Source organism: Spartinivicinus ruber, from assembly GCF_011009015.1.
GTDB classification, from domain to species: Bacteria; Pseudomonadota; Gammaproteobacteria; order Pseudomonadales; family Zooshikellaceae; genus Spartinivicinus; species Spartinivicinus ruber.
The window spans coordinates 4,804,924-4,831,763 of sequence record NZ_CP048878.1; the positions used below are offsets into that span (position 1 = coordinate 4,804,924).

The 26,840-nt window shown below is 41.1% G+C and carries 20 protein-coding genes; 11 read left to right on the forward strand and 9 right to left on the reverse strand.

The genetic code is table 11. From position 1 onward, the window contains the following. The first annotated feature begins 125 nt into the window (after positions 1-125). The 11 genes from rsxA (at position 126) to plsB (ending at position 11,731) form a co-directional block, all read left to right on the forward strand. Positions 126-722, forward strand: coding sequence for an electron transport complex subunit RsxA (gene rsxA / locus G4Y78_RS21895; RefSeq protein ID WP_163835021.1), 597 nt, complete (start codon positions 126-128; stop codon positions 720-722). 16 nt (positions 723-738) lie between these two features. Next, complete coding sequence (rsxB, locus tag G4Y78_RS21900; protein WP_163835022.1) at positions 739-1,323, forward strand: electron transport complex subunit RsxB; 585 nt, start codon at positions 739-741, stop codon at positions 1,321-1,323. Then, positions 1,320-3,821, forward strand: a complete 2,502-nt coding sequence (rsxC, locus tag G4Y78_RS21905) for an electron transport complex subunit RsxC (protein ID WP_163835023.1) — start codon at positions 1,320-1,322, stop codon at positions 3,819-3,821. Before rsxB ends, rsxC begins: the two co-directional genes overlap by 4 nt. Before the next feature lie 8 nt (positions 3,822-3,829). Further along, the gene (rsxD, locus tag G4Y78_RS21910) at positions 3,830-4,888 is read left to right on the forward strand and encodes an electron transport complex subunit RsxD (protein WP_163835024.1); all 1,059 of its coding nucleotides are present in this window, start codon (positions 3,830-3,832) and stop codon (positions 4,886-4,888) included. A gap of 12 nt (positions 4,889-4,900) precedes the next feature. Then, a complete protein-coding gene (rsxG, locus tag G4Y78_RS21915) occupies positions 4,901-5,554 on the forward strand; it encodes an electron transport complex subunit RsxG (protein WP_163835025.1) in 654 nt (217 codons plus the stop codon). After that, positions 5,547-6,251: an electron transport complex subunit E gene (locus G4Y78_RS21920; protein ID WP_163835026.1), complete on the forward strand. Its 705-nt coding sequence runs from the start codon at positions 5,547-5,549 to the stop codon at positions 6,249-6,251. Before rsxG ends, G4Y78_RS21920 begins: the two co-directional genes overlap by 8 nt. Before the next feature lie 189 nt (positions 6,252-6,440). After that, entirely contained in the window at positions 6,441-7,073 is a 633-nt protein-coding gene (nth, locus tag G4Y78_RS21925; protein ID WP_163835027.1) for an endonuclease III, read from the forward strand. A 67-nt stretch (positions 7,074-7,140) separates the two neighbouring features. Next, on the forward strand, positions 7,141-8,283 hold the full coding sequence (gene dapE / locus G4Y78_RS21930; RefSeq protein WP_163835028.1) for a succinyl-diaminopimelate desuccinylase: 1,143 nt from the start codon (positions 7,141-7,143) through the stop codon (positions 8,281-8,283). Between the two features lie 136 nt (positions 8,284-8,419). Beyond that, entirely contained in the window at positions 8,420-8,686 is a 267-nt protein-coding gene (locus G4Y78_RS21935) for a hypothetical protein (protein ID WP_163835029.1), read from the forward strand. 3 nt (positions 8,687-8,689) lie between these two features. Next, positions 8,690-9,070: a hypothetical protein gene (locus G4Y78_RS21940; RefSeq protein WP_163835030.1), complete on the forward strand. Its 381-nt coding sequence runs from the start codon at positions 8,690-8,692 to the stop codon at positions 9,068-9,070. 189 nt (positions 9,071-9,259) lie between these two features. Continuing rightward, positions 9,260-11,731 carry a glycerol-3-phosphate 1-O-acyltransferase PlsB gene (plsB, locus tag G4Y78_RS21945; protein WP_163835031.1) on the forward strand — a complete coding sequence of 824 codons (2,472 nt, stop codon included), beginning with the start codon at positions 9,260-9,262 and terminating at the stop codon, positions 11,729-11,731. 146 nt (positions 11,732-11,877) lie between these two features. Here the strand turns inward: plsB and G4Y78_RS21950 are convergent, their stop codons facing one another. From G4Y78_RS21950 to relA, 9 genes are all read right to left on the reverse strand, one after another. Then, the gene (locus tag G4Y78_RS21950) at positions 11,878-12,684 is read right to left on the reverse strand and encodes a class I SAM-dependent methyltransferase (RefSeq protein ID WP_230425633.1); all 807 of its coding nucleotides are present in this window, start codon (positions 12,682-12,684) and stop codon (positions 11,878-11,880) included. A 12-nt stretch (positions 12,685-12,696) separates the two neighbouring features. Continuing rightward, positions 12,697-13,509, reverse strand: a complete 813-nt coding sequence (locus G4Y78_RS21955; protein WP_163835032.1) for an undecaprenyl-diphosphate phosphatase — start codon at positions 13,507-13,509, stop codon at positions 12,697-12,699. Positions 13,510-13,564: 55 nt separating this feature from the next. After that, positions 13,565-14,242 carry a tRNA (adenosine(37)-N6)-threonylcarbamoyltransferase complex dimerization subunit type 1 TsaB gene (gene tsaB, locus G4Y78_RS21960; RefSeq protein WP_163835033.1) on the reverse strand — a complete coding sequence of 226 codons (678 nt, stop codon included), beginning with the start codon at positions 14,240-14,242 and terminating at the stop codon, positions 13,565-13,567. A 421-nt stretch (positions 14,243-14,663) separates the two neighbouring features. Further along, on the reverse strand, positions 14,664-15,758 hold the full coding sequence (locus tag G4Y78_RS21965; RefSeq protein ID WP_163835034.1) for a hypothetical protein: 1,095 nt from the start codon (positions 15,756-15,758) through the stop codon (positions 14,664-14,666). Between the two features lie 2,439 nt (positions 15,759-18,197). Beyond that, on the reverse strand, positions 18,198-18,845 hold the full coding sequence (gene adk, locus G4Y78_RS21970) for an adenylate kinase (RefSeq protein WP_163835035.1): 648 nt from the start codon (positions 18,843-18,845) through the stop codon (positions 18,198-18,200). A gap of 190 nt (positions 18,846-19,035) precedes the next feature. Then, positions 19,036-20,460, reverse strand: a complete 1,425-nt coding sequence (locus tag G4Y78_RS21975) for an HDOD domain-containing protein (RefSeq protein WP_163835036.1) — start codon at positions 20,458-20,460, stop codon at positions 19,036-19,038. Positions 20,461-20,735: 275 nt separating this feature from the next. Then, entirely contained in the window at positions 20,736-23,366 is a 2,631-nt protein-coding gene (gene ppc, locus G4Y78_RS21980; RefSeq protein WP_163835037.1) for a phosphoenolpyruvate carboxylase, read from the reverse strand. Positions 23,367-23,424: 58 nt separating this feature from the next. Then, positions 23,425-24,258 (reverse strand): nucleoside triphosphate pyrophosphohydrolase, encoded by an 834-nt coding sequence (gene mazG, locus G4Y78_RS21985; protein WP_163835038.1) that lies wholly within the window; start codon positions 24,256-24,258, stop codon positions 23,425-23,427. A 33-nt stretch (positions 24,259-24,291) separates the two neighbouring features. Further along, positions 24,292-26,532 carry a GTP diphosphokinase gene (gene relA / locus G4Y78_RS21990; protein ID WP_163835039.1) on the reverse strand — a complete coding sequence of 747 codons (2,241 nt, stop codon included), beginning with the start codon at positions 26,530-26,532 and terminating at the stop codon, positions 24,292-24,294. Positions 26,533-26,840 lie beyond the last annotated feature (308 nt).

Sequence of the window (26,840 nt, forward strand, 5' to 3'; positions counted from 1 at the left end):
CTGCACAATAATATGTACAGCAATATAAAGGCCATCCCCCTACTTTTTATACGTGTATTAGGGAATCAGTTACAACCCTAATTAAGTACCCTATTGTACTATTGTAAATTGTTGGTGAACTTACCATGCCAGAGGTAACCACAGAGCTTGTTTTTATTTTGATCAGCACTATCCTGGTCAATAACTATGTGCTGGCCCAGTTTTTGGGGTTATGCCCATTTATGGGGGTTTCTAATAAACTGGAAACTGCTATTGGAATGTCGCTGGCGACCACTTTTGTACTCACTCTGGCGTCTATTTGCAGTTATTTAACCTTTGAATATATTTTAAAGCCGCTCGACTTAACCTTTTTAAAAACCATCTCATTTATCCTAGTCATTGCCGTTGTAGTGCAATTTACCGAGATGGTCGTGCACAAAACCAGTCCCCTGCTTTATAAAGTGCTGGGAGTATTTCTTCCCTTGATTACCTCTAACTGTGCTGTATTAGGTGTTGCCTTGCTCAATACCAACCGTTTAAACACTTCTTTTATTGCCTCAGCTACTTATGGTTTTGGTGCTGCCGTTGGATTTTCACTGGTACTGGTTTTGTTTGCAGCAATGCGGGAGCGAATTGCTGCAGCTGATGTTCCTCTGCCTTTTCGTGGCGCATCCATCGGAATGATTACTGCCGGCTTAATGGCTTTGGCATTTATGGGTTTCATTGGCTTAGTCAAGTTGTAAAGCAAGCACATAAACTATGGATACTATTTTTATTGCCGTTATTGCCTTACTGATTTTGGCCATTATTTTTGGCGCAGTACTCGGCTTTGCTTCTGAAAAGTTTAAGGTGGAAGGTGATCCACTAGTTGACCAGGTAAATGCCTTACTTCCCCAAACTCAGTGCGGCCAATGCGGTTATCCAGGCTGCAAACCTTATGCTGAAGCCATTGCCAATGGCGATGCGATTAACAAATGCCCTCCTGGTGGTGATGCTACCATTCACGCACTCGCTGATTTGCTGGATGTTGAACCCATCCCTTTAGATGCAGAACACGGTGAAGAAAAACCCCGTACCGTTGCTTTTATTAGAGAGGCCGAGTGTATTGGCTGTACCAAATGTATTCAGGCCTGCCCTGTGGATGCCATTTTAGGTGCTGCCAAACAAATGCATACAGTCATTGCAGATGAGTGCACTGGCTGTGACTTATGTGTTGAACCCTGTCCTGTAGATTGTATTGACATGATTCCGATTGAGGTGACTCCCCAAACCTGGCGCTGGGATCTTCCTGTGCCACCCAGCCAGATTATCGCAACCGATGCAGGTCGAGGGCGGCTGGCATGAGACAGGTTTGGCCATTACCTGGTGGTGTTCACCCCCCAGAAAACAAGCATCAGTCAACTCAACAAGGCATTACTGAAGCGTTACTACCTAGCAAGGTCATCTTGCCATTACAGCAGCATATTGGTGCTCCCGCAGAGCCTGTTGTGGCTGTTGGCGATAAGGTCAAAACTGGCCAGGTAATTGCCGAGCCCAATGGTTTTGTCAGTGCCCCTGTCCATGCCTCAATTTCAGGAACAGTAGTGGCTGTTACTGACCACTCTATCCCCCATCCTTCAGGCATGTCAGACCGGTGTATTGTGATTGAGTCTGACAACCAAGACCAATGGGTACCACTTACTCCACTACAAGACTACACCTCGGTTAAACCAGCAGAGCTTATTGAACATATTCGACAAGCGGGTATTACAGGGTTAGGTGGTGCAGGCTTTCCCACTGGCGCTAAATTAAAAGCCCGTGGTGAAAACAAAATTACCACTTTAATCATCAATGGCACCGAATGTGAACCTTACATCACAGCTGATGACATGTTAATGCGTGAGCGTGCTGATCAAATTATTAGTGGAGTACAAATTCTTTGCCACTTGCTTCAGCCCAATGAGTGTATTGTTGGAGTTGAAGACAACAAGCCACAAGCTATCGCAGCTATGGAGTCAGCTGCTAAAGGCACTTCTATCGAAGTTGCTAGCTTTCCAACCAAATATCCATCTGGTGGTGAAAAGCAGCTGATATATATTTTGACGGGCAAAGAAGTACCCAGTGGTAGTTTACCTGCGGATATTGGCATAATTTGCCAAAATGTAGGGACTGCAGCAGCCATTCATGATGCTGTCATCCTAGGCAAACCTCTGGTATCTCGGGTAACAACCTTAGCGGGGCAAGCGCTGAATACCCCCAAAAATCTAGAAGTTCGGTTAGGTACACTAATTTCTGAATTACTTCCCCAGGCTGGGCTGGTTGATAGCCCCTTCAATCGTTTAGTGATGGGGGGTCCGATGATGGGCTTTACCCTGGAAGGTCATACAATACCTATCGTAAAAACAACGAACTGTCTGATTGCTGCGACAGCAGAAGAATTTCCTGCTGCGCCACCAGCACAGGCTTGTATCCGCTGCGGAATGTGTGACCAGGCTTGTCCTGCATCCTTATTGCCCCAACAACTTTATTGGTTCTCCCAATCTAAAGACCATGAAATGCTTAAACACCACAACTTGTTTGACTGCATTGAATGTGGTGCCTGCTCATTTGTATGCCCTAGCGCTATCCCTCTAGTGCAGTATTATCGTTCCTCTAAAGGGGAAATACGCCATCAGGAAGCCATGCAGCAAAAAGCAGAACATTCCAAAATGCGTTTTGAGGCACGTCAGGCTCGCTTAGAAAAAGCAGCACAGGAAAAAGAAGCTAAACGTAAGGCCAATGCAGAAAAAGCAGCCAAACTCAAGGCAGGTAAAGCCCAACCGAAAGACGATGTGCAAGCAGCGATTGATCGAGCCAAAACGAAAAAGGCAGCCGGAACTAGCCCCAGGCCTAAAGCCTCATTAAGTCCAGCACAAAAGCAATTAAAAATTCAGCTGGCTACGGTTAACGCACAAATTAAAAAAACCCAGCGGCAATTAGAGCAAACCAAACAACAAGAGCAAGACACCAGTAAAATAGAACAGGATTTAGCTTTGCTCAATGGCCAGCTAAAACAATTAGAGGCATCGTTACAGCAAACTAAAACAACGGTAGAAACAGCCGAAAAGCCAGCAAAACCCAAACCAAGTGCTGAAGAAAAAGCCCTTAAAATCAAGTTGGCCATGGCCAATGCAGCACTGAAAAAAGCCAAACGCGCCATTGAGCAAGCAGGGGAAACCAGTGATATAGCAGGTTTTGAGCAAGAAATTACTACTCAACAAACTATCATTACAGAAGCTGAAGCTAAGCTAGCCAAGCTTTCCAGCCAGAAACCTTCAATACCTCAGCCATCCGCCGAACCCACTAAGCCAGTCAAAAAGAAACCCTCAGTAAAAGATGAGCACCATAAAAAGTTATCTATTGAACTGGCTATGACTAAAGCGGCGCTGAAAAAATCAGAACGCAATTATGCTAAAGCGGCAGAAGCTGGCTCAGAGCAGGAAGAGGCTTTACAAACTGAGGTTTCAACAAACCAACAAGCAGTTAAGGAAGCTGAAGCTGCCCTTAATGCTTACTTGGCTAAGCAGGATGAAACATCCCCTACTCCTGCAGCTGAACAAAATAATACTGAAGATAATCCAGCAAAACCCACCAAGAAAAAAACACCGTTGGATGAAGGTGAAAAAAAATTAAAAATTCAGCTCGCGATGGCCAAAGCCAATGCAAAAAAAGCTAAACGCACTTTAGAGCAAGCTCAAGCAGAGGGTAAAACAGATCTGGCGGAGTTAACTACAGCTGTCACCCAAGCCGAACAGGAACTGGCTAGTACAGAGCAAGCTTTAGCGGATTACCTGGCCAATAAAGCGCCAGAAACAGAGGTTTAATTGCCATTATGTCATTAATTCGCATGTCTTCCCCCCATACCCACAGCCAGAACCAAAGTACCAAGGTAATGCAGTGGGTATTAATTGCATTGCTACCTGGCATTCTGGCTAACTGTTATTTTTTTGGTTACGGGGTGCTAATTAATTTGGCTTGGGCAACAGTTATTGCCCTGGCTAGTGAAGCGCTGGTATTAAAACTCCGACAACGTCCCATTAAATTTTATTTAGCAGACTACAGTGCTGTCGTTACTGCTTTTTTATTGGCCCTGGCGATTCCTCCTACCGCCCCCTGGTGGCTCACGTTAATTGGTTGTAGCTTTGCCATTGTTATTGGCAAACAGCTTTATGGTGGCCTGGGTTACAACCCTTTCAACCCCGCCATGTTGGGCTATGTATTACTATTGATTTCTTTCCCAGTAGAAATGACTGCCTGGCTACCCCCAAGAGGTATTGAGGGAAATCTAAGCAACCCTTCACTTGTTGAAAGCTTAGGGTTTTGGCTGCCTTCAATCAGTAGCACGGTGGTTGATAGCTTTACTGGTGCCACGCCGCTAGATGTAGTCAAAACCAACACCAGCCTGACCTTGTTGGAGCTATGGCAGCAAACCCCCGTGCTTGAAGGCTATGCGGGCATCGGCTGGACTTGGGTTAACCTTGCCTTTTTAGCAGGCGGCATCTTTTTGCTGGTTAAAAAAGTGTTTACCTGGCATGCACCCGTGGCAATGCTTGCTGCCCTGTTAGTTATGTCTTTCTTGTTTTATGGTGGTGAAGGTTCAGATAGTCATGGAGGGCCTCTATTTCACTTACTGAGCGGCGCAACCATGCTGGGCGCTTTTTTTATTGTCACTGATCCCGTCAGCTCAGCCACCAGTAAGAAAGGCCGATTAGTTTTTGGTGCCAGCATTGGAGTACTTACTTATATCATTCGAGCCTGGGGTGGATACCCAGATGGTGTGGCATTTGCCGTACTGCTAATGAATATGGCAGCGCCCACTATTGACTATTACACCCAGCCCCGCACTTATGGTCACAAAAAGCCAAATCGTGGCTTGGCCAAATCAGACTAGGGATTGTTTTCGATGAGTCTAATTGCTAAAGCCATTAGTAATAACAGTTTACGTCTTGGGTTATTTGCTACCCTTACGGTGGGCCTAATTGCCCTTACCTATGTCTTTACTCAAGACCGGATTGCAGCCCAAATTCGTGCCAGTGAGCAACGGGCCTTAGCTGACATACTGCCCCAAGATTATTATGACAATGATTTACTCCATACCTATGTTATGCAGCCAGCAGAGCCTTTAATTAGCCAGCACCAACCTTTCAAGGTGTATGTTGCATTTAAGCAACAACAGCCTTCAGCAGTCGTTATTCCAGTTGCAGCACCTGATGGCTATAACGGTCGTATTGAGCTATTAGTGGGCATTGATCACTCAGGTAAACTGACTGGCACTCGGGTAATTGCTCATAAAGAAACCCCAGGGCTGGGTGATGCGATTGATAGCAAGGTATCTGACTGGATTAATAACTTTGCAGGTAAGTCGTTACTAAGCCCAACAGAAGATGGCTGGGCGGTAAAAAAAGATGGTGGTGAGTTTGATCAGTTTACTGGCGCCACTATTACCCCCCGCGCCGTGGTTGCTGCAGTAAAGCGCTCGTTGGATTATTTTAATGAACACCAAGCAACTTTATTTCACAAGGGAGCCAAAAAGCTTGAGGAACTAAACCATGGCTAGTGCAGATCCAAAAACCATCGCTGCTGAAGGGCTGTGGAAAAATAACCCAGCCCTGGTTCAACTACTGGGGTTATGTCCTTTACTCGGTGTTTCCAATAGCGTGGTTAATGCTATTGGGCTGGGCTTTGCGACACTACTGGTACTCACCTGCTCTAATCTGGCAGTTTCACTCATTCGTAATCAAGTGACTGAGGCAATTCGCCTACCTGCCTTTGTAATGATTATTGCCGCTTTTACCAGCTGTGTTGAGCTGCTTATGCAGGCTTTCACTTACGAGTTATACCAAATTCTCGGTTTGTTTATTCCTCTGATTGTCACCAACTGTACTGTATTAGGTCGTGCGGATGCGTTTGCTTCCAAACACTCACCATTACCTTCTATGTTGGATGGTTTAATGATGGGAACTGGCTTTGCGCTGGTATTAATTTTATTAGGTGCAGTGCGTGAGGCTATTGGTCAAGGTACTTTATTTGCCAATATGCACCTGTTATTTGGTAGCATTGCCGAAAACTGGACCATTACCTTAATTGCTGACTACAAAAAGTTTCTGTTTGCTGTATTACCACCAGGGGCATTTGTTTTTATGGGCTTTTTTATTGCTATTAAAAACCTGATTGATGCACACCAGGCAGCCAAAGCCTCAAAAGAAGTTACAACAGGCAGCAAACGCGTTAGAGTAACGGGCCAAATTAGCTAAAACCTGTAAATATCTTCTGGTAACTATTCCCTAAGTAGAATGCCACGAAAGAGTTTAAAAATAAGGCTTGAGATACCCCCAAAGAGAAAGCTAAAAATACTCTTTCCCGATGTATTCTAAAGACCAAGCTGCACTTCAGATGATGTTTACAGCTCTAATAATATGAAGTGATGTACAGTTAGCCTGAATATGAACAAGCAGAAGCGTTATGAAATTTTTGCCCGTCTTAAAGCTGAAAACCCTAATCCCACTACTGAGTTGGAATATTCCACTGCTTTTGAGCTACTAATTTCAGTTATTTTATCTGCTCAAGCTACTGATGTTGGTGTTAATAAAGCCACTAAACACTTATATCCTGTTGCGAATACCCCGGCAAGTATCTATGCATTAGGCGTTGAAGGGCTTAAGAAATACATCAAGACCATTGGTTTGTATAATGCTAAAGCCGAAAATATCATTAAAACCTGCAAAATTTTAATGGAGCAGCACAACTCTCAAGTACCTGATACCCGAGAGTCCTTAGAAGCTTTACCTGGAGTGGGCCGAAAAACCGCTAATGTCATTCTCAATACAGCGTTTCGCCAGCCTGCAATGGCAGTTGATACCCATATTTTTCGGGTTAGCAATCGTACCAACCTTGCGCCAGGTAAAAATGTTCTTGAAGTGGAAAAAAAATTGCTCAAAGTGGTACCTAAAGAGTTCTTACTGGATGCTCACCACTGGCTAATACTCCATGGGCGTTATGTGTGTAAAGCCCGTAAACCGATGTGCAACTCATGTATTATTGAAGACCTTTGTGAATACAAAGAAAAAACTGAGTAGCATTAACCTGCCAGTTACATTATTACTTATCAGATCACTCTATTTTAAAAGGCCTCTGTCTTAGTTTATGAGCCAACTTAGCCCTACCATCAAGCTAGCCAAAGCGCTAATCCAACAGCCATCCATTACTCCTGATGATGCCAACTGCCAGGAAATTATGATTATGCACCTGGCAGCACTAGGCTTCACTGTAGAAAGGCTTCGCTTTGAAGACGTTGATAATGTCTGGTTACGGCTTGGTGAAAAAAATCCTGTATTAGCCTTTGCCGGTCATACCGATGTAGTTCCTACTGGCCCAGAATCTACCTGGGAATATCCACCGTTTGAACCCACTATTGCTGATGGCATGTTATATGGTCGTGGAGCTGCTGATATGAAAGGTTCATTGGCTGCAATGATCACAGCCTGTGAACGATTTTTGGCAGAAAAGCCAGATTTTGAGGAACATGGCTCTATTGCTTTTTTGATTACCAGCGATGAAGAAGGACCTGCTAAAAATGGCACGGTAAAGGTGGTGGAACATTTACAAGCCAGAGGAGAGCACATTGATTGGTGTATAGTTGGTGAACCATCCAGCACTGAGTTTGTTGGCGATGTTATTAAAAATGGCCGACGCGGCTCCCTTGGTGCAGTGCTCACTATTAAAGGAGTTCAAGGGCACGTAGCCTATCCTCACCTGGTAAAAAACCCTATTCATTTAGCCGCACCTGCACTTGCAGAACTTGCCTCCCATGAGTGGGATCAAGGAAATGAGTTTTTCCCACCCACCAGTTTTCAAATTTCTAATATTAATGCAGGTACAGGCACAACCAATGTTGTACCTGGTGAGCTCACAGTACAATTCAATTTCCGCTTTTCTACTGAAAGCTCTGCAGAATCATTAAAACAGAGAGTTGAGTATATTCTTCACCAACACCAGCTCGATTTTCATATTGAATGGAGTTTATTTGGCATACCATTTTTAACTGACCATGGCCATTTGCTACCTGCAACAGTGAGTGCAGTAGAAGAGGTCACGGGTTATAAGCCTACAGTTTCTACGGCTGGAGGCACATCCGATGGCCGCTTTATTGCACCAACAGGCACTGAAGTTATCGAGCTTGGACCATCCAATGCCACCATACATAAAGTGAATGAGTGTGTGAAAGTGGCAGACTTAGACCTTCTGTCGTCTATGTATGAGAAGATTATCAGCAAACTCTTTACTTAAAATCTGTTACAGCCCAGCTTCTCCGTTGGGCTGTAACACACCAACCCCCTACTCTCAATCAAATTACTCCATAATTTCAATCATTGTGCCAAACTATACCCAAAGCGAATGATTTTTAGGGGGATAGCTTGTCACCATGAAAATTGCTTGGTTTAAACAGCGACTGTTGATCATTGGTCAAAACCCCAAGCGTTATTTGAGTATTTTTTTACTAGGAACAGCTCTATTCGGTATTAGTGGTTTACTAATTATTGCAGTGCAAAAACAATGGATAAGCCCTTTATACGGTTACAACTGCCTTATACTGGGGTTGGTTGGTTTGTCAATCGGCAGTATTATTGCGTTAACGGGTTATATCGGACTTTGTTTTGGCAGGATATTACACATGTTGTTTAGAGACTAGATTATGCGGCAGCCTGATATTGAAGTGTATATTAAAACCACTGACTTAGAAGCTATTCTAAACTGGCTAGAAAAACATTTTGACAACCTTACCGCTACCAACAGTCATGGGCGTAGTCACCATTATTTTGGAATGGTTGGCCCCCATGCTGTTCCTATTTTAATTGTGGAGAAAGCCTCGGGACGACATTTTTCCAGTGTTTGGTTTAATTCATCTGAGTCACCATGGGAGACGGATATTGACTGTGCCCATGACGCATATAAAGCATTAAACATTGAAGTTCGCTGTAATGGCAACTTTTGGGAAGAAGGAAAAAATAATGAAAATGAGTGGTGGCAAATTAATGGGGCAGGAGAAGGCCCGGTTATTTGGCATGATACCTAAAACATTAGCAGCAGTACTTCTTATTAAAGTTTTGAATTCCCTGTCATTTACCAATTTATAATCAAAATACAACAATGGCCTCGCTACTTTAACTACTATGAAGCCTATTCAACTTTTAGTTACCAAGCTTTCTCTTGGATTACGATTATTGTCACTTAATAACAAGTTAGCCACTTTTATAAGTATGTTATGGAAAAGTTAATTAGAAGTTCTCAATTTTTACTGGCTGTATTACGAAAGTTAATTTCATTGTGGGTAAAAGTACAGGTATATAATGCTTCTGCTGAGCAACTTAAGCTCACACCTAATACTCCAGTTTGCTATGTATTACATAATTCTTCCTTATCAGACTTTTTACTCGTTGAACAGGAGTGTATTAACGCAAAGCTACCAAGACCATCAGAGCTACTCACCAACTTAACTATCGAACAACCAGCACACTTTTTTTTAACCCAACTCAAAGGATTTCTGTTTAAACGAGAAGATGCTAGCCTTCCAGAACAACTAAAACTGCTTATTAACCAGGTTGAAAACAATGCTGCACTTGATGTACTCCTAGTGCCTGTCTCTGTATTCTGGGGACGATCTCCTGATAAAGAACAATCAGCTTTCAAACTACTATTTACCTACAACTTTCAAGTAGCCAGCCGTTTTAAAAAACTGCTGACAATTCTTATTCATGGCAGACAAACTATGGTGCACTTTAACCAAGCCATGTCACTGCGTGATATTGTGAATAAAGAACTAGGTGAAAGCCGAACACAACGAAAAGTTGCTAGGATATTACGGGTTCACTTCAGACAGTTACGCACTTCCGTTGTCGGGCCCGACTTATCTCACCGCCATAGTTTAGTTAGCTCATTATTACATGCCCCTTTAGTTAAAGAAGCCATTGAAAAGGAAGTAGCAGAAAAAGAAATTGATTACCAGCAAGCAAAAGCCAAAGCACAACATTATGGTAAAGAGATCGCTTCAGACTTTAGCTATCAAGCTATTCGTTTACTGGATATTGTACTTTCCTGGTTTTGGAATAAAGTTTATCACGGTATTGAGGTAAACCACTTAGAATCAGTCAAAGCATTAGCAAAAGATCACGAAATAATCTATGTTCCCTGCCATCGTAGCCATATTGATTACTTATTATTATCCTATGTACTGTTTAAACAAGGTTTAACCCCACCCCACATTGCTGCCGGTATTAACCTTAATATGCCAGTGATTGGTGGTTTACTTCGTCGCAGTGGTGCATTTTTTATTCGCCGCCAATTTAAAGGCAACCAACTTTATACTGCAGTATTTAATGAATATTTGCATACACTGTTTATTAAAGGTTTTCCCACCGAGTATTTTATCGAAGGAGGTAGAAGCCGGACAGGGCGGTGCTTACTCCCCAAAACCGGCATGTTAGCGCTCACAATCAGAAGCTATTTACGAGATAATCGAAAGCCAATTGCTTTTATTCCAGTTTATATTGGTTATGAGAATGTCTTGGAGGTTAAAACCTATTTAGGCGAACTACGAGGTAAAAGTAAGAAAAAAGAGTCGCCCCTAGATATTTTCCGCACACTCTCCAGCCTAAAAAAGACACTGGGTAAAGTGACAGTCAATTTCGCAGAACCACTAAAACTGGGAGACTATTTAACAGAACAGCAACCCAACTGGCACCCTGACTATTCAGCAAAAACAGCTAAACCCCCATGGCTAAACGCTGTAACGAATAGTTTAGCTACCCAAATCATCCAAAGAATCAACTCAGCTGCAGCTGTAAACGCTGTTAATCTGATTGCTATGTCACTGCTTTCTACTCCCAGGCAAGCAATGGATAAAAACACCCTATATTTTTCACTCAATTTCTACTTAAACTTATTAACACAACTGCCCTACAGCCAAAAAGTAACCTTACCTACTGAAACCAGTGAAACAATGACACATTATGTGGAAACGATGAAACTCATTCACATCCAGACGGATGCATTAGGTGATGTTGTTACACTAAGCGAAAAAAATGCAGTGGTTATGACCTATTATCGCAATAACATCTTGCATTTATTTGCCCTGCCTTCCTTGATAAGTTGTTTTTTTATCAATAGTCCCTATCAAATTCATGACGACTTAATTGAAGCTTGTACCACCCTTTACCCTTATTTAAAAACTGAGTTGTTTTTAATTTGGCCAGAACAACAGATCAAGCCAGAAATTGAAAACAGTATTAACTGTTTAGCCCAGTTAAAGTTGATAAGTCAGGAAAATGACAAGTTAGTACGAGCTGCACCGAATACTACTGAATATATTCAGTTAAGTTTGCTTGCTAAAGCCATTAGTCAAATGCTAGAACGATTTTACTTGGTCATTAGCGTATTATTGAAGGCAGGCAGTGATAAATTTAATGCACAAATGCTGGAAACCCAATGCCACAATATTGCTCAGCGACTATCGCTAGTCCAAGGGATTAATGCGCCTGAGTTCTTTGATAAAACATTATTCCGCACCCTGGTTGCTACTTTGAAAAACAAACAGGTTATCACTATTAACAACCAAGGTAGCTTAAGCTTTGGCAAAGAGTTATATGATATTGGCCAAGCAGCTAAAAGAATCTTACCCCCGGATATTCGTTATAATATCCTCCACTTAACTGAAAGCGGATATACTTTTCGCGAATGATTTTTAGGCTTTGATATTATCGTTAAGCACCAAGGATGGTGGAAATACAGTTTATGCATGCAGGTATAGATACCGCTAATTAGAGCAATAAACGGTCTTTACCCCTGTCACTAAGTTTAGAGATAGATCCCCCCTCATGAATGGAATTAGCTCTCAATAGCTTTATTAACATAAATATCAAATCGGCCCGACTTACCAGTTAACTGGTAAGTCGGGGGTTTATCCGCTAAGTGAGGCGCTAATTTAGGCCTTTTTACTACTACACGGTATTTGGCAATATCAAGCGCCGCTTCAAGTAATTGGTCTGCATCAAGGTCATGGCCTAGTAACTTTTGAAAAATACGCATTTCCTTTTTTACTTCAGCGCTTTTTTCTCGATGAGGGAACATCGGGTCTAAGAAGACAATATCATACTGACCTGTTAAATGAGATAACTTCTGAAAATAGTCTTTTGCGTCAACTTGTAACAACTGTAACTGGCTCATAATATTAGCTATTTCTAAATCAGCCTCTGCTCTTTTAAGCCCATCAGCCAGTAATAAATGCACGACTTTTGATCGTTCAAGTAATGTAACCTGACAGCCTAAACATGCAAATACAAAAGCATCTCGCCCTAATCCAGCTGTGGCATCTAATACCTGTAATGTTTTGGTTTTATTTAAACCAATCGCCTTTGCAATTGCTTGGCTTTTTCCCCCACCATACTTTCTTCTATGGGCTAAAGCACCTGTAACAAAATCTACTTTGATGGGGTTTGCTGCTTTTTTCCCAGTTTCAGCTAGGGCAATGCCTGCTGCTGTTACTTCAATAACTAAAGCCGGCTCAGTTAATTGGGATGGTGTTGCTAACCCTAAATAAGGGCAACCTAGCAGCTTGGCTATTTGCTCAGCTTGATGAACAAAACCACTTTCATGACAAATAACCGCTATTTCACTACCAGACATTTGATGCATAATTATTACTGGTCAAAACTCAGTGGCAAAATATAAACTAAATAGAACAACACCTAGCAGCAACCGATAAATGACAAAAGGCAATAACCCAATACGGTTAATAAAACCTAAAAACCAGTGAATGCATAAAAACGCACTGACTCCAGCAATGACTGCGCCATAAACCAATACATCCCAGGCTACTGGCTCAGTGGAAGCAATTAGTTGTAATGTTTTCAATGTGCCAGCAGCTAAAATGACGGGTATGGATAGTAAGAAAGAGAACCTGGCTGCAGCAGCACGATTAAAACCTAAAAAAAGTGCAATGGTAATAGTAATCCCTGACCTTGAGGTACCTGGAATTAATGCCAACGCTTGGGAAAAGCCAATCAATAATGCCAGATATACTGTCATTTCTGTTAATTCGCGGTTCATTTTACCTTTTAGCTCTGATTGCCAAAGCAACAAACCAAAAACAATGGTAGTAGTGGCAATTACCAAAGTTGAACGCAGTTTTTCATCCCAATTTAATAATGAAAGAACCCCACCAAAAACTAATGCCGGTAGTGTGGCCCAAATAATGCACCAGCTTAATTTAGCCTCGTGACTGGGCTGTTTTTTAATCAGTGAGGCTGTCCAACCATTCCATAAGGCTTTTATGTCTGCCCAAAAATAAATACACACTGCTAATAAAGTACCTACATGGACAGCCACATCAAAAGCATTACCTTGATCTTCCCAGCCAAGCAGCTGAGCAGGAAGTACTAGATGTCCAGAACTTGAAATAGGTAAAAATTCCGTAATACCTTGAATTAGAGCAAGGATAATAATCTGTAAAAAATCCATGAATATAGCTGCCAGTTAGGGTAAATAATAACAAGTATTGGGACAATCAGGTTCCCTACTTCTGTTCACTCTTTTTCTTAGCGACATTATCTCGTAAATAGACTGGCAAAGCCTGCTCGCTGCTCACAGTTTTACCCTGTTCAAACAGCAGTGTTGCAATAGCAGCTATATCATAAGCGTGCGGATAGTCATTAATATAATAGTCAGCCAGTTCCGCATTTAATATTTGATGATACTTCCAACCTGTACCAACACCAATCCAATTACGCTCCAGTTGAAGGGTGGTAACCTGCTCAGGAGGGCACACCACTTCTTCGCCTAATAAAGTCAGCTGGTTATTCTGCAAAATATATTGAGCCCAATAAACTTCAGACATTCGAGCATCGATAGCACATAAAACTGAATCAGCCTGATAACAACGCATGCCATAGTGAGCTAGTGCAGCTAAATTGGATACCGGGATAACCGGTAAGTCTGCAGCATAAGACAAACCCTGGGTAATGCCTGCCGCAATTCTCAACCCAGTAAAAGCGCCTGGACCACGGCCAAATGCAATGCCATCCAACTGTTTGATAGTCAAACCCGCTGCCGTCATTAGTTTATCAATCATTGGGAGAATCTTTTGGCTGTGTTCTCTTGGTATAATCTCAAAGTGCTCAGTAATATTACCATCTAAGGATAAAGCAACCGAACAGGCTTCAGTTGCAGTATCTAGTGCCAACAATTTAGCCATTAACCTTTTTTCTCCAAAATAAGCCCTATAGCAAAAAATTGATAATATTACTTTTAATTCAAATTCACTGTTACAAAGGCTTTATGTTACCCAATAGCTGTTTACTGTTTTATTTTAACCATATAGGGGATTGCTGCCAATGAAGGGCTTGATAAGGTTTGCTTCAAAATAAGGTAAACTATTTAACTAGAGTGTTCTACATCTATGATAGCCAGTGAAGTAATTGGGCCACTGCACACCTATACCCAACCAATCATGTCATCTCATTGCCAAAAAACAGTCATTTTTAGTAGCTAACATAAAACAAACAACAAACACACTTTATTAGTAGAGAACAAAAAAGGCCCTTACGGGCCTTAAAAAAATATGCTCAGTTATAAATGGTCTGCAACAAATGAAGAGACTATTTCAGCATTCTCCACTAAGATGCTTTTTTAGGCGGACGACCACGGCGCTTTGGCTGGGCTGATGATGCTGCAGTTTTAGCTTTTGCTGGACGACCACGCTTTTTCAGTGCTGCAGTTGTACCTGTGCTTGCCTTAGGTGGACGGCCACGACGTTTTGGTGCAGCGGCAGTTGCTGAAGTAGATTTAGCAGCTGGACGACCACGTTTTTTCGCTGCAGTTGTGCCTGTACCTGCCTTAGGTGGACGACCACGACGTTTAGGTGCAGCGGCAGTTGCTGAAGTAGATTTAGCAGCTGGACGACCACGTTTTTTCGGTGCCGCAGTTGTGCTTGCTTTAGCTGGACGACCCCGTTTTTTGGGAGCAGTAGTTGTAGAGCCTGCTTTAGCTGGACGACCACGACGTTTTGATGCAGCGGTAGCACTACTTGCTTTTGCTGGGCGACCTCTACGACTGGTAGTAGTTTTCGCTTTTTTCGCTTCTGTTTTTTCAAGCTGAGCTGCTTTTGCAGCAATTCTTTTAACAGCTTGTTTCAGTTTTGTTTTTTCGGTCTTAGCTCGCTTGTCAACTTTGGTTTTATCAGACTTATTACGTGCCTTTAACCATTTTTGCTCAAAGTCTTTTACCGCTTTAGCCAAGTCAGCTTCTGCTTTTTGCGCTAATGCTGAGCGGTATTCTTCTACTCGCTGCTGCATTGCTTCTTCAGCTTCCTGCTCTTTTAATTTAACAGAAGCCAGCTTTTCTTGGAACTTAGCTTCTTTAAGAGCAACGTTAGCAGCCTTAATCTTTTCATTAGTAGCTGCAACTTTTTCCACAGCCTTTTCTACTCTTGCTTTATTTGTAGCAGTTGCTTTTGCTTTTGCCTTTACTTTGGCTTCAGCAACCTTTTGTTTGTCATCTGCCAATTTAGCTTGTAGAGCTGCAACTTGCTGTTCTGCTTTTGCTAATGCATTTTCAGCCTTGGCAAATGCTGGACTTGTTGCTGCTTTAGCAGCAGTTACTTTTTTAGTAGCAGTTGCTTTAGTTGCTGCTTTGGGTGGACGACCACGACGCTTTGGTTGAGCAGACTTAGCAGCTGCGGATTTTGCTGAAGGTTTTCTGCCTCTCGCCATTTTAAATCTCCTGAGCAGGAATCAAATTAGAGTTATCAATAAAAACATAGCACAAAAAGTGCTTACCCAATAGTTAAAGTGCGAATAATATTTAAATCTAAGAAATTTTTCACCCTTTTTTTGCTGAATTTTGTTTTTTTGAACTAACAACCTTAGATTTTACTCTGAATCGCCCTTAAAAGTAGGTAAGCTTAAACCTACTTTCTTGATAAAAGCCAATTTCATTTATCAGGGATTGAGGGTATTTTAGGAATCTCTTCCATTAAGAACTGTTTACCAGCAACTTTTTATCTTCAGTAGTGACCACAGTCCTAAAGCACTACATTCATTGATACCGTTTTCTTGGCAAATATCGCTATTAGTAGCCTTACCAACTAATCCAGCAGCAAGTAAAATGTAAAAAGGATTAGTACTTTAATAACCTCTAACGAAAGATATTAAAGACTGTACATGACCGCCCCTATTATATACCCAAAGCGTAGGGTTTTTAGGGAGCTAACTTACTACAGTGAAGCTAGCAATAGCAGCACTAACTGAAATAAAAAGTGCTATCTGAGCTGTCGAGCGATTAGTTCCAGCAGCACTTTTATGTAAATTAAAGTAGTTATCGCAAGTCTTGCTTTATCAGACTTACTCCCATAAGTTTATGTTTTTATAAATGATTGGAGTGACAGTTTAATCCTCTTCGTCAATTACTCCTGCATTGTTCTAATTAGCGGTATCCATACCACTATGCATAAGCTGCATTTCCACCATCCCTAGTGGTTAAGAGTGACAACAAATCCTAAAAATCATTCGAAAAGATATAGAACAGCATTATAAAAAGTATTACTTCAACTTTTCCTCTTACTGCATACTTGTGGTCACAGTTCAATAAATAGATGTATAACTGAACAGTAGTTAATGATATCGAATGGGGTGTTTTTTAGCGGTAAGGGAAGTCTACATTGCAGACTATTTGAAAAAGTACTGATTGAAGCATTAAGATCTATCTTCATTATATAAATAGAAAGCAGCCATGATTAGAGCTAGTCCTTTTAAATCTCAGGAATGCTTTTACTTCATGTAAGCCAGTAACTTAGCGGCTTCTAAGCTTAAAAGTTAAACACACAATTGTGCTTCCCTATTATTAAGTGTCGATCATAAGGTGCATACTGACAACTGACTTACTTTCTTGAAATGGTTAATAACTATCCTTTGCTACCTCATAATTCAACTATTATAGCCCTTTTTGTATTATCCGCCCTTTTGACCTACTTTGCCCTAAACTCAACGACTGATAACTACTATCGAGTTTGTATAACTAGTTGCCAACAACCCTTGTGATAAATAGCTAGTGATAAATGAACGACAGCTAAAAGCTCCACACTTAAACTGCATTACCCTCTATCAAGCAAGATCAAAAGAGTTCTGGAAGACTTTTCAAAATGTATTTCGACAACCATTCTCGTTAACTAACAGCTATCCAAGGCTAAGCAATAAGACTAACTTAAAGTTTATTGCCTTTAGGTAACAATATACTTTTGAAGTTAGTTAAATTGATAATAGGTCACATTCTTTTCAGCTAACAAGCTTGATGAGTAAGGCTCTTAACAACTTACTTAAGCTTGAAAGATTATCATCAGCTTAACTTCACTTTAAAAACGATCTAGCGGATAGAAATACTATATTGCAGTAAAATGATAGGAATTTTTATCAAGAAACTTAACTATATGGGACCAAAAAGCTTCCCATTACATCTTTATAGTAGTTTATTCCCCTGCTTCATTTAGTAAAACTCCTCCCCTAAAAGTTTGCCAACTAATAAATGACAAGTTTATGTTGAGATAAAAATGGGTATGCAACTAACCTACAACTGTTCTTCAACTAGCTGATGAGAGGAATCAGTTGTCAAGATTAGCTAATTGGATAAATAAGCCTCTATCTGCTGACAAGATAAGTTCAGTTAAAGGACTATCGAACAACTATAACAAGAGACTTGTATCGCAACATCAAGACACTATTACCATCAACAAAATGCCTCCTCGCTTTCAAAGAGCCTTGATAAGGAAATGTCTTTTGTGCTTTTTCTGCCCAATGAAATAGGTGACTTTTTTACTCATACAATAATATATTCTTAATTGACACACGACTGCCGCACAAACTTTAATCAATTATTTTTATTATCAGCACTCTTATAAGTTGCTACCAGCTGAACAGCTTAATTAAACTCGTCAGAAAGCCTCTTCATACATCCCTATTTGACTAATAGTTATAAGAGTGGTTTACCAGTCTTCATCACTTTTTAAATTACCGATTCCAATTCAAAATTCATATTTTCATCAAAAATAGATGCAAAATAGCTTAAGTGATGCGTGTAGTAGTTATCTAACAAAATAAAAAAGCCAGCCATTACATAACGTAATGGCTGGCTTTTTCAGTTAAGCTAACGCTTAAGATTTAGTCTAACAGTGCAAATAAAGCTTCACGAATCTTATCAACTTCACCAGTGCCTTTGATCTTTCCATATTTTGCTGCACCAGGTTGAACTGCCTTTGACTTATAAAAATCAACCAAAGGAGCCGTTTGCTCATGATACACTTTTAAACGATGTCGAACGGTCACTTCTGTATCATCATCCCTTTGCACCAAAGGCTCACCTGTCAAATCATCTTTATTTGGCTGCTTAGGTGGATTATAAACCAAGTGGTAAATACGACCACTGGCTTCATGAATTCGCCGCCCAGTTAAGCGTTTAACTATCTCTTCATCATCAACCGCAATTTCTACGACATAATCAATTTTAATACCTGCGTCTTCTAGTGCTTCTGCCTGTGGAATCGTTCTTGGAAAACCATCAAACAGAAAGCCGTTTTTACAATCAGGCTGAGTAATCCGCTCTTTAACCAAGTCAATAATAATATCATCAGAAACCAGCCCACCAGATTCCATAACCGCTTTCACTTTAAGACCCAGAGGGCTTTCAGCTTTTACTGCCGCACGCAGCATGTCTCCAGTAGAGATTTGAGGAATATTGTAATGCTTAACAATATTTTGCGCCTGTGTACCTTTCCCTGCCCCCGGTGCTCCCAGCAAAATAACTCGCATATTGTCATTGCTCCTGTCGTTTAAAATAACTGCAGATAGCCTGCCAAAAAAGACTAACTTTGTAGTGAAATTATATTTCTGCAAAGATACACAGGTATCACAGGGGAAACAAGGTTAGCCAGCTAATGCCAGCACGCTAGGTCGTATTCACAATAGCCTTTGCTGAGATGGGCGACCCCTTCACCCTATATTATGCCACCAAACTATGGTTAATCCGGCTTAAGCATTGGTATTCACAAAGCGTTTCACTCGCTAGCTGTTGAACTAGCTGTTTGGGTACTGCTAGTGCTTTACAGCAACTGTCACTTGATGCACTGGTAGTTCGGTACCCGACCTGATATTCACTTAGTAAACAGTTCACCAACTTTAGTAACAGCGCCATATCATCATTTTTAATGACCTCCACTGGTTGGAGGTGAGCACCAACACTTTCACATAAATGGGATGGCCACCCCCACTTTAACAATAAACAAGCACCTAATGCCGGATAACCCATTCTCAACACACTATTTGCTTGACCTAACCTAACCAGTTTGCTGGCCAACTTTCGTATTGATTGATGAGGATTTGCATTGGCCATTTTATTTAACAAAACAAACTCAGGTGGATAAAAATGACCTATAGCAACGATGCCCAATTGGTGGATTAAACCTAATAAGTGGGCTGTATGTTGCTTATCTTGCAACTGAGTACATTCGGCTGCAATTTTCTGAGCAAGGTGAGCACTATATAAAGCCACTCGCCACCAGGCCGCTTTTCCCACCACTCCTCTTACTGGTGTTCTGAATTGCCGTAAGATTAATATGCCTATCGCTAAATTAGCTGCAACCCTTGGTGTTAAAGACTTTATTACTGACTCAAGCGCTTTTGAATCATCAGTTGCTATGGGGTTTGCATCATCACTAGCTAAAATACCTGCATATTGAACTAAGTGCTGCTTAACTCCTGGCGCCTTTTTTAGTAACTCAGTTACAAGCTCAATATCGTCATTTTTTTCCATCAATAACTGCTCAACCAATTCATTTTGCTGAGGCCAATCAATCAAGCAGTTAAACTCATTATTTTTTGAAGTCTCTGTGTAATAACAGGTATCGGTTATTAACTGTTTCTTGGTAACGTCAAGCTGACGTTGATCAGCCTCATCAAGATCAACATCAGGAAAAGAGGCAAAGAGTGCGTGGGGATTTAAAAACTTGAATTCATCTGCTGCAACACCTATCAAGAAGTTAGCACAGCCAGCAATAAAGTAGACTTTATCAGTACACAATAGCTGATTATCAATCACGCAGCGCAAGTGGTAAGGCTCACTTAAAGCTGGAGCAGCTCCCGGCTCACAATCAGCAAAAATCTTATTGATTTCCGGCATAGCTAATGGTTTGACCGGACATCCCAGCAGTTTACCTAATTGAGAGGTAGTGACCACCTGATTTAAACCAGTAACCACCATCAGCAACTGCTGATTTGTTCGATAAATAGCAGGTAAAGCCAACTGTTTAGGTTGAATACCTACCTGTTTAATCGCATCCAAGAACGGCAAGTCACGCCTAATTTGTAAGGCTTGAAAGCAGACCCCCTTGGCAGCAAGGTAACGTTTTACTCGAGTTGCAATATGCATGGCTTATCCCAGACCTACTTTAAAACTAAACCATGGCGTTAGCTTGTTATATTTATCATTTAAAAAGCTTCCAGAAATAAATTATGGTTCACAATGAGTAATTTGCGACTCTAATTTACAACTTTTTTACAGAGGCATATCCGTGAGCCTAGCCCAGCCAGTTTAATCAAGCACTTACAAACGTAAAAAATAAACTGATTCTAACTGATGGACTACTTCGTTAGCTCTCCCCCTAACAGTCCTCATTAAGAATAGCAGCAGTTAGTTGATATTTATCAACCCGTATTTCTCATTCCCGCAGCTATTCCAGTAATAGTTACCATTAATGCCTGCTCAATCAGGTCAGTAACCAACTCAGGATTATTTCTCGCTCGATAGAGTAACTCAACCTGTAGTACATTTAGAGGATCCGTATAAGGATTTCTTAGTGCGATTGACTGCTGCACCCAAGGCTCATCCGCCAACAAAGTCTCTGACCCAGTAAGTTGTTTAACCATCGAGACTGTATGCGCCAACTGCTGTTGCAACTGAAAACCCAATGGTTTCAAAGAAGCAGGTACTAGTCGTTCATCATAGTGTGCAGCCAAAGTTAAATCAGCCTTTGCCAAAACCATTTCCAGCATATTGATCTTGGCTCGAAAAAAGGGCCATTGTGACATCATTTCTGTTAGAGAGTTACTACCAGACTCAGTTAATATAGATTCCAGTGCTTCACCTGCTCCAAGCCAGGAAGGTAGCATTAAGCGGTTTTGGGTCCAAGCAAAAATCCAGGGAATAGCACGCAAACTTTCAATCCCCCCTTCTTGTCTTCTTTTTGCAGGACGGCTACCCAAGGGTAATTTGCCCAGCTCTTGCTCTGGAGTAGCAGCACGAAAATAATGGACGAAGTCTGGTGTTTCTTTCACGGTTTGCCGATAAACTGTTAATGACTGATTAGCAATTTTCGCCATGGTGCCTCGCCAGTTATTAGTGGGCACTGGTGGTGGTAGCAGTTTCGCTTCAATTGCTGCACACCAATAAAGCACCATACTTCTTACGGCGACATCTGGTAAACCAAACTTAAAACGAATCATCTCTCCTTGTTCAGTTACCCGCATCCCATGATCAAGTGAGCCCGGGGGTTGAGATAATATCGCCGCATGGGCTGGACCACCACCGCGTCCAATTGAACCGCCCCTACCATGAAAAAGTACCAATTGAACATTATGTTTATTGGCCACTTGCACTAATTTTTCCTGTGCTTGGTATTGAGCCCAGGCAGCAGCTAAAAAACCAGCATCTTTTGCAGAATCAGAATAACCAATCATCACCTGCTGATAACCATTGATATATTGCTGATACCACTCAACACTTAACAACCGGTCAATAATTTCAGCCGCCTGATCCAGATCAGCAAGGGTTTCAAACAAGGGCACTACAGGAATTTTATATTCAACATCCGTTGCTTTCAGCAAGAGCAATACAGCAAGTACATCAGAAGGTTGACTAGCCATCGAAATAACATAGCTACCCATTGCCGTTGCAGGCTGTCGGGCAATTACTCGACAGGTATCGAGTAACTCCTGAGTTTCAGCAGAGGGCCGCCATTTTGATGGAATTAACGGCCTTTTGCTGGCTAATTCTTGAAGCAAAAACCGTTGCTTTTGTTGTTCATTCCATTCAGCATAATTCCCCAGCTCCAAATAATTAACAATCTCAGCAATTGCCGCAGTATGCCGACCGGCTTCCTGGCGAATATCTAATTTAACTAAATGCAAACCAAAGCAGTGGGCTCGATACAAGGTATCTAATATTGGACCATTAGCGATTGTTTCCATGCCACAATCAACTAATGATTGATAACAAAGTGCTAGTGGCTCAATTAATGCCTGATCATCAAGCAAAACATTATTACTAGGTGTAACTGGCTCAGATAATGACTGTTCAGCCCACAACAAAGTGGCTTTTAACCGCTGCTTTAGTTGTTTTAATAAAGCTCGATAAGGCTCATTAACTGCATCTACTTTAGCACGTAATGGCTCACTACAAATGGCCATTGATAGCTCATCAATTAATATCTGGATATCTCTTAAATACAAATCGGCAGCCATCCAGCGAGATAACAGTAATACCTCAGCTGTCACTTTGGCTGTGACATTAGGGTTGCCATCTCTATCTCCTCCCATCCAAGATGCAACCCGAATGGGTATTACCTGCTTCGATAGATTGATACCCAGAACCTTTTCCAACTCTGTCGTTAGTACCCTACAAAAAGCTGGCACAGCTGACCACAAGGAGTTCTCAATGGTAGCAAAGCCCCATTTTGCCTCATCCACCGGGGTTGGACGGTGTTGACGAATTTCATTAGTGTGCCAAGCTTGGCTAATCAACTGGGCTAGTCGGTTGTGGATTTTCTCCTGTTTAACCGTATCCCCTCCCTGATCTTTTTCAGCCAAACAATCCGCAATCGCTTCATGCTTTTTGATTAATGTACGACGGGTGACTTCTGTGGGGTGAGCAGTTAACACCAGCTCAATCGCCATTTGCTCAATGGCCTCAGTAATAACCAATTTATTTAGCGGCTGAGATTTTAGTTTTTGTAATAATGCGTTAATGGGGTTAGCTTGAATGTTATCGTCTCGATAAAAAGGTGAGATAGTATGGTATTGCTCTGCAATATTAGCTAAATTAAGAAACTGACTAAATGCACGAGCCAGTGGTAGCAACTCATCATCACTTAACTGCTGTAGAGCTTCAACTAACGCTAGGTGGTCAGGCGTTCCTCCTGCCCGCTCTGATTTTGAAAGCCGTCTAATCCACTCAACTTTGCCTAGAAATTCTTCACCTAAGTCGTCTTTTATCGTTTGACCAAGAAATTCACCCAGTAAATGAACATCACTCCACAGTGCAGCCTGTGAATCATTCATTCAAATCTCCTATATATTACTCACTTATACAGTCGTTGATACATATTAAAGTATGTCATTAGCTTTGATTATTTTGTTTTGCTTGATTCCACAGCCAATCCATTTCACTTAGTGTTGCTTCCATTAGTGTTTTATTTTGTTCGATTAATTGTTTCTCTATCCAATTAAACCGTTCAATAAACTTTTGATTGGTTTGCTCTAATGCTTGTTCTGGGTTAACTTTAAGATGTCGAGCTAAGTTTACACAACAAAAAAGTAAGTCACCTAATTCTGCTTCGATATTTTGCTGATTATCTACTTCCAGTTCGGTTTCCAACTCAGTTAACTCTTCCTTCAATTTGGCAACCACTAATTTAATGTTGCTCCAATCAAAGCCAACTTTTGCTGCTTGTTTTTGCAATTTAAGCGCCTTAGTTAAGGCAGGCAATCCCGCTGGTACTTCACTGATAAAATGCTGCACTGGGTTATTTTTTACTAACTTTCCTTGCTTTTGTTTTTCTAACGTTTTAATTTTTTCCCAATTTGCTGCTATTTGTTTTTCACTGATTTCATCTTCAGGCTGACGTTTAGATGCTAATGTTCCCTCAGGGAAAACATGTGGATGCCGTCGAATTAATTTTTCTACTAACTGATTAACGATGTCAGCAAAATCAAAACGACTTTCTTCTTTCGCAAGCTGAGCATAAAAAATGACTTGAAAAAGCAAGTCACCTAGCTCTTCTTCTAAATGCGGAAAATCCTGCTTAGCAATCGCATCTGCAACTTCATAAGCTTCTTCAATGGTATGAGGAACAATTGTCCGATAGCTTTGTTTAATATCCCAAGGACAGCCAATGTCCGGATCACGCAACCGTTCCATCAAATATAATAAATCTTCAGTTGTATACTTCATAAAAAATCAGACTAGAGGTGAATTTTATTAATACTAATGCTGTTTATCCCTAACCACTTCAATAACATTGGACACTTGATTAATTTTGGCTAATACTCGCCCTAATGCCTGTATACTACTCACCTCAATGGTAAGTTTCATCACAGCTAGGTTATCATCCTTATCTGACTGAGTATTCACTGCTAAAACATTAACTTTTTCATTGGCTAAAACAATTGTAATGTCGCGCAATAGGCCTGACCGGTCGTAAGCTTTTATCAAGACGTTAACAGGATAAATATTAACCTGTTCACTCACCCAATCTACTTCAATAAAGCGCTCAGGCTCTTTTTCTTGAAGCTGTAATGCTGTAGGACAATCCTGACGATGTATTGTGACTCCACGCCCTACGGTTATATACCCAACAATATCATCTCCTGGTAACGGATGACAGCAACCAGCCATTTGGGTCAGTAAATTACCAACACCACTGACAACAACGTCACTATCAGCAACTTTACTATACTGACTAGGGCGTGTTTTAAACTCAAACTCTTTAACATCTTTGGGTTCTACCAGTTGCTGGGCAGCATTAATGACATGGTTTTGTTTTAAGTCACCAGCACCCACCGCTGCATACATATCATCTGCGGTTTGATAGTTAACCACTTTAGCAAGTTCGTCATAATCGTCAATTTGCAGGGCTAACCGTTTAAGTTCACGCTCTAAGTGTGCCCGACCCGCTACAATATTATGCTCACGATCTTGCTCTTTAAACCAGTGAGTAATTTTGGCCCTTGCTCTTGATGTAGTTACATAACCTAAATTTGGGTTTAACCAATCCCTGCTCGGCGTGGCACCTGGACCTGTTAAAATTTCAACCTGATCTCCCGTTTTCAAGGTATGATTCAGTGGCACAATTCGCCCACCTACTTTAGCTCCACGACAGGTATTGCCCACTTCAGTATGGATCCGAAAAGCAAAATCAATAGGAGTAGCTCCCATAGACAAATCAACTACATGACCATCCTTGGTAAAAACATAAATTCGGTCAGGTTCAATATCAGCACGTAATTGATCGGCAAGGTTTTCCATGTCGCCAATTTCTTCATGCCACTCAAGTACCTGCCTTAGCCATGTAATTTTTTCTTCATAACTGTCACGAACTGAATTTATATCCGTACCTTTATAAAGCCAGTGTGCACAAACGCCTTTTTCTGCTTCTTCGTGCATTTTATAGGTACGGATTTGTACTTCGAGGTTTTTTCCTTCAGGCCCAATAACTGCCGTATGTAATGACCGATAACCATTTTCCTTTGGCGTAGCAATATAATCATCAAATTCTTTAGGGATATGTTTCCATAAGGAATGGATAATACCTAGTGTGGCATAACAGTCTCTCACTTCAGGAACTAATACCCTTACTGCCCTGACATCATAGACTTCTCTAAACTCAATACCTTTACGGCGCATTTTGCGCCAAATACTATAAATGTGTTTTGCTCGCCCTGTAATATCAGATTCAATACCCGCTTCTGTTAAAGAATCCTTTAGTGTTTTTATTGCATCAGCAATATACTGTTCACGATCAACTCGTCTCTCATCTAATAATCTGGCAATTTTTTTGTAATCTTGAGGCTTAAGGTAACGAAAAGATAAATCCTCTAGCTCCCACTTAATATAACCAATCCCAAGCCGATGGGCTAAAGGAGCATAAATATTAAATACTTCTTGTGCTACTCGCCGCCGCTTTTCCTTATCAGCCGGCTTAATTGCTCTGATTGCACAAGTACGCTCAGCTAATTTAATTAAGGCAACTCTTACATCATCAATGACAGATACCAGCATTTTCCGAACTTTATCCAGCTGGCCATGTTCCTGCCCTAGAACTTTATTGCGGTTATGCATTTGCAAAGAACTAATTGCTGCCATGCCTAACACACCTTCGATAAGCTTGGCTACACGGTTGCCAAACTGCTCTTTAACCTTTTTAAGCGGTAATTTGTGCTCTCTAACACCACGATAAAGAATGGCAGCAATCAGGCTTTCTTGATCCAGGTTTAGTTCAGCAAGAATTTGTGCCATTTCCAACCCAGTACGAAAGCTACTAGTCCCTTCAACCCAAATATTTTTTTCGGAACTGGCTTCTAGTTCCGCCTGCATACTAATGCTACAAGCCAGCCTAACCTGATCTATTTCTTTAATATTGGCATCTTGGCTGAATTGAGATAGCCATGCATCAATATTGACAGAACCATCTTCATGTATTGGGTGTTCTTCACGTACTTTAACCATGAGTGATCCACTGATCTATTCTGCTAGTTTTCTAGCTTACTTAACTTTCAAGAGCGCACCATTTAAAGTCATTTAAACGAAAAACAACCGCGCAATTAAGAAACCTTTAACAGACAACCTAACCTCAGCATAAGTCATCTAAAATCAGTTATTATAACTAGTGGCAATATAGGTCAAAACCCTAATGCACTTGATTAATTTTTACCACCCTTGTTGTTTCCATTTAAATGCTACCTGCTTATAAGACTACAAACAGCAGTGCTAGTGCTGTACAAATACAACAATCTATACGTTAAGTATTACAACCT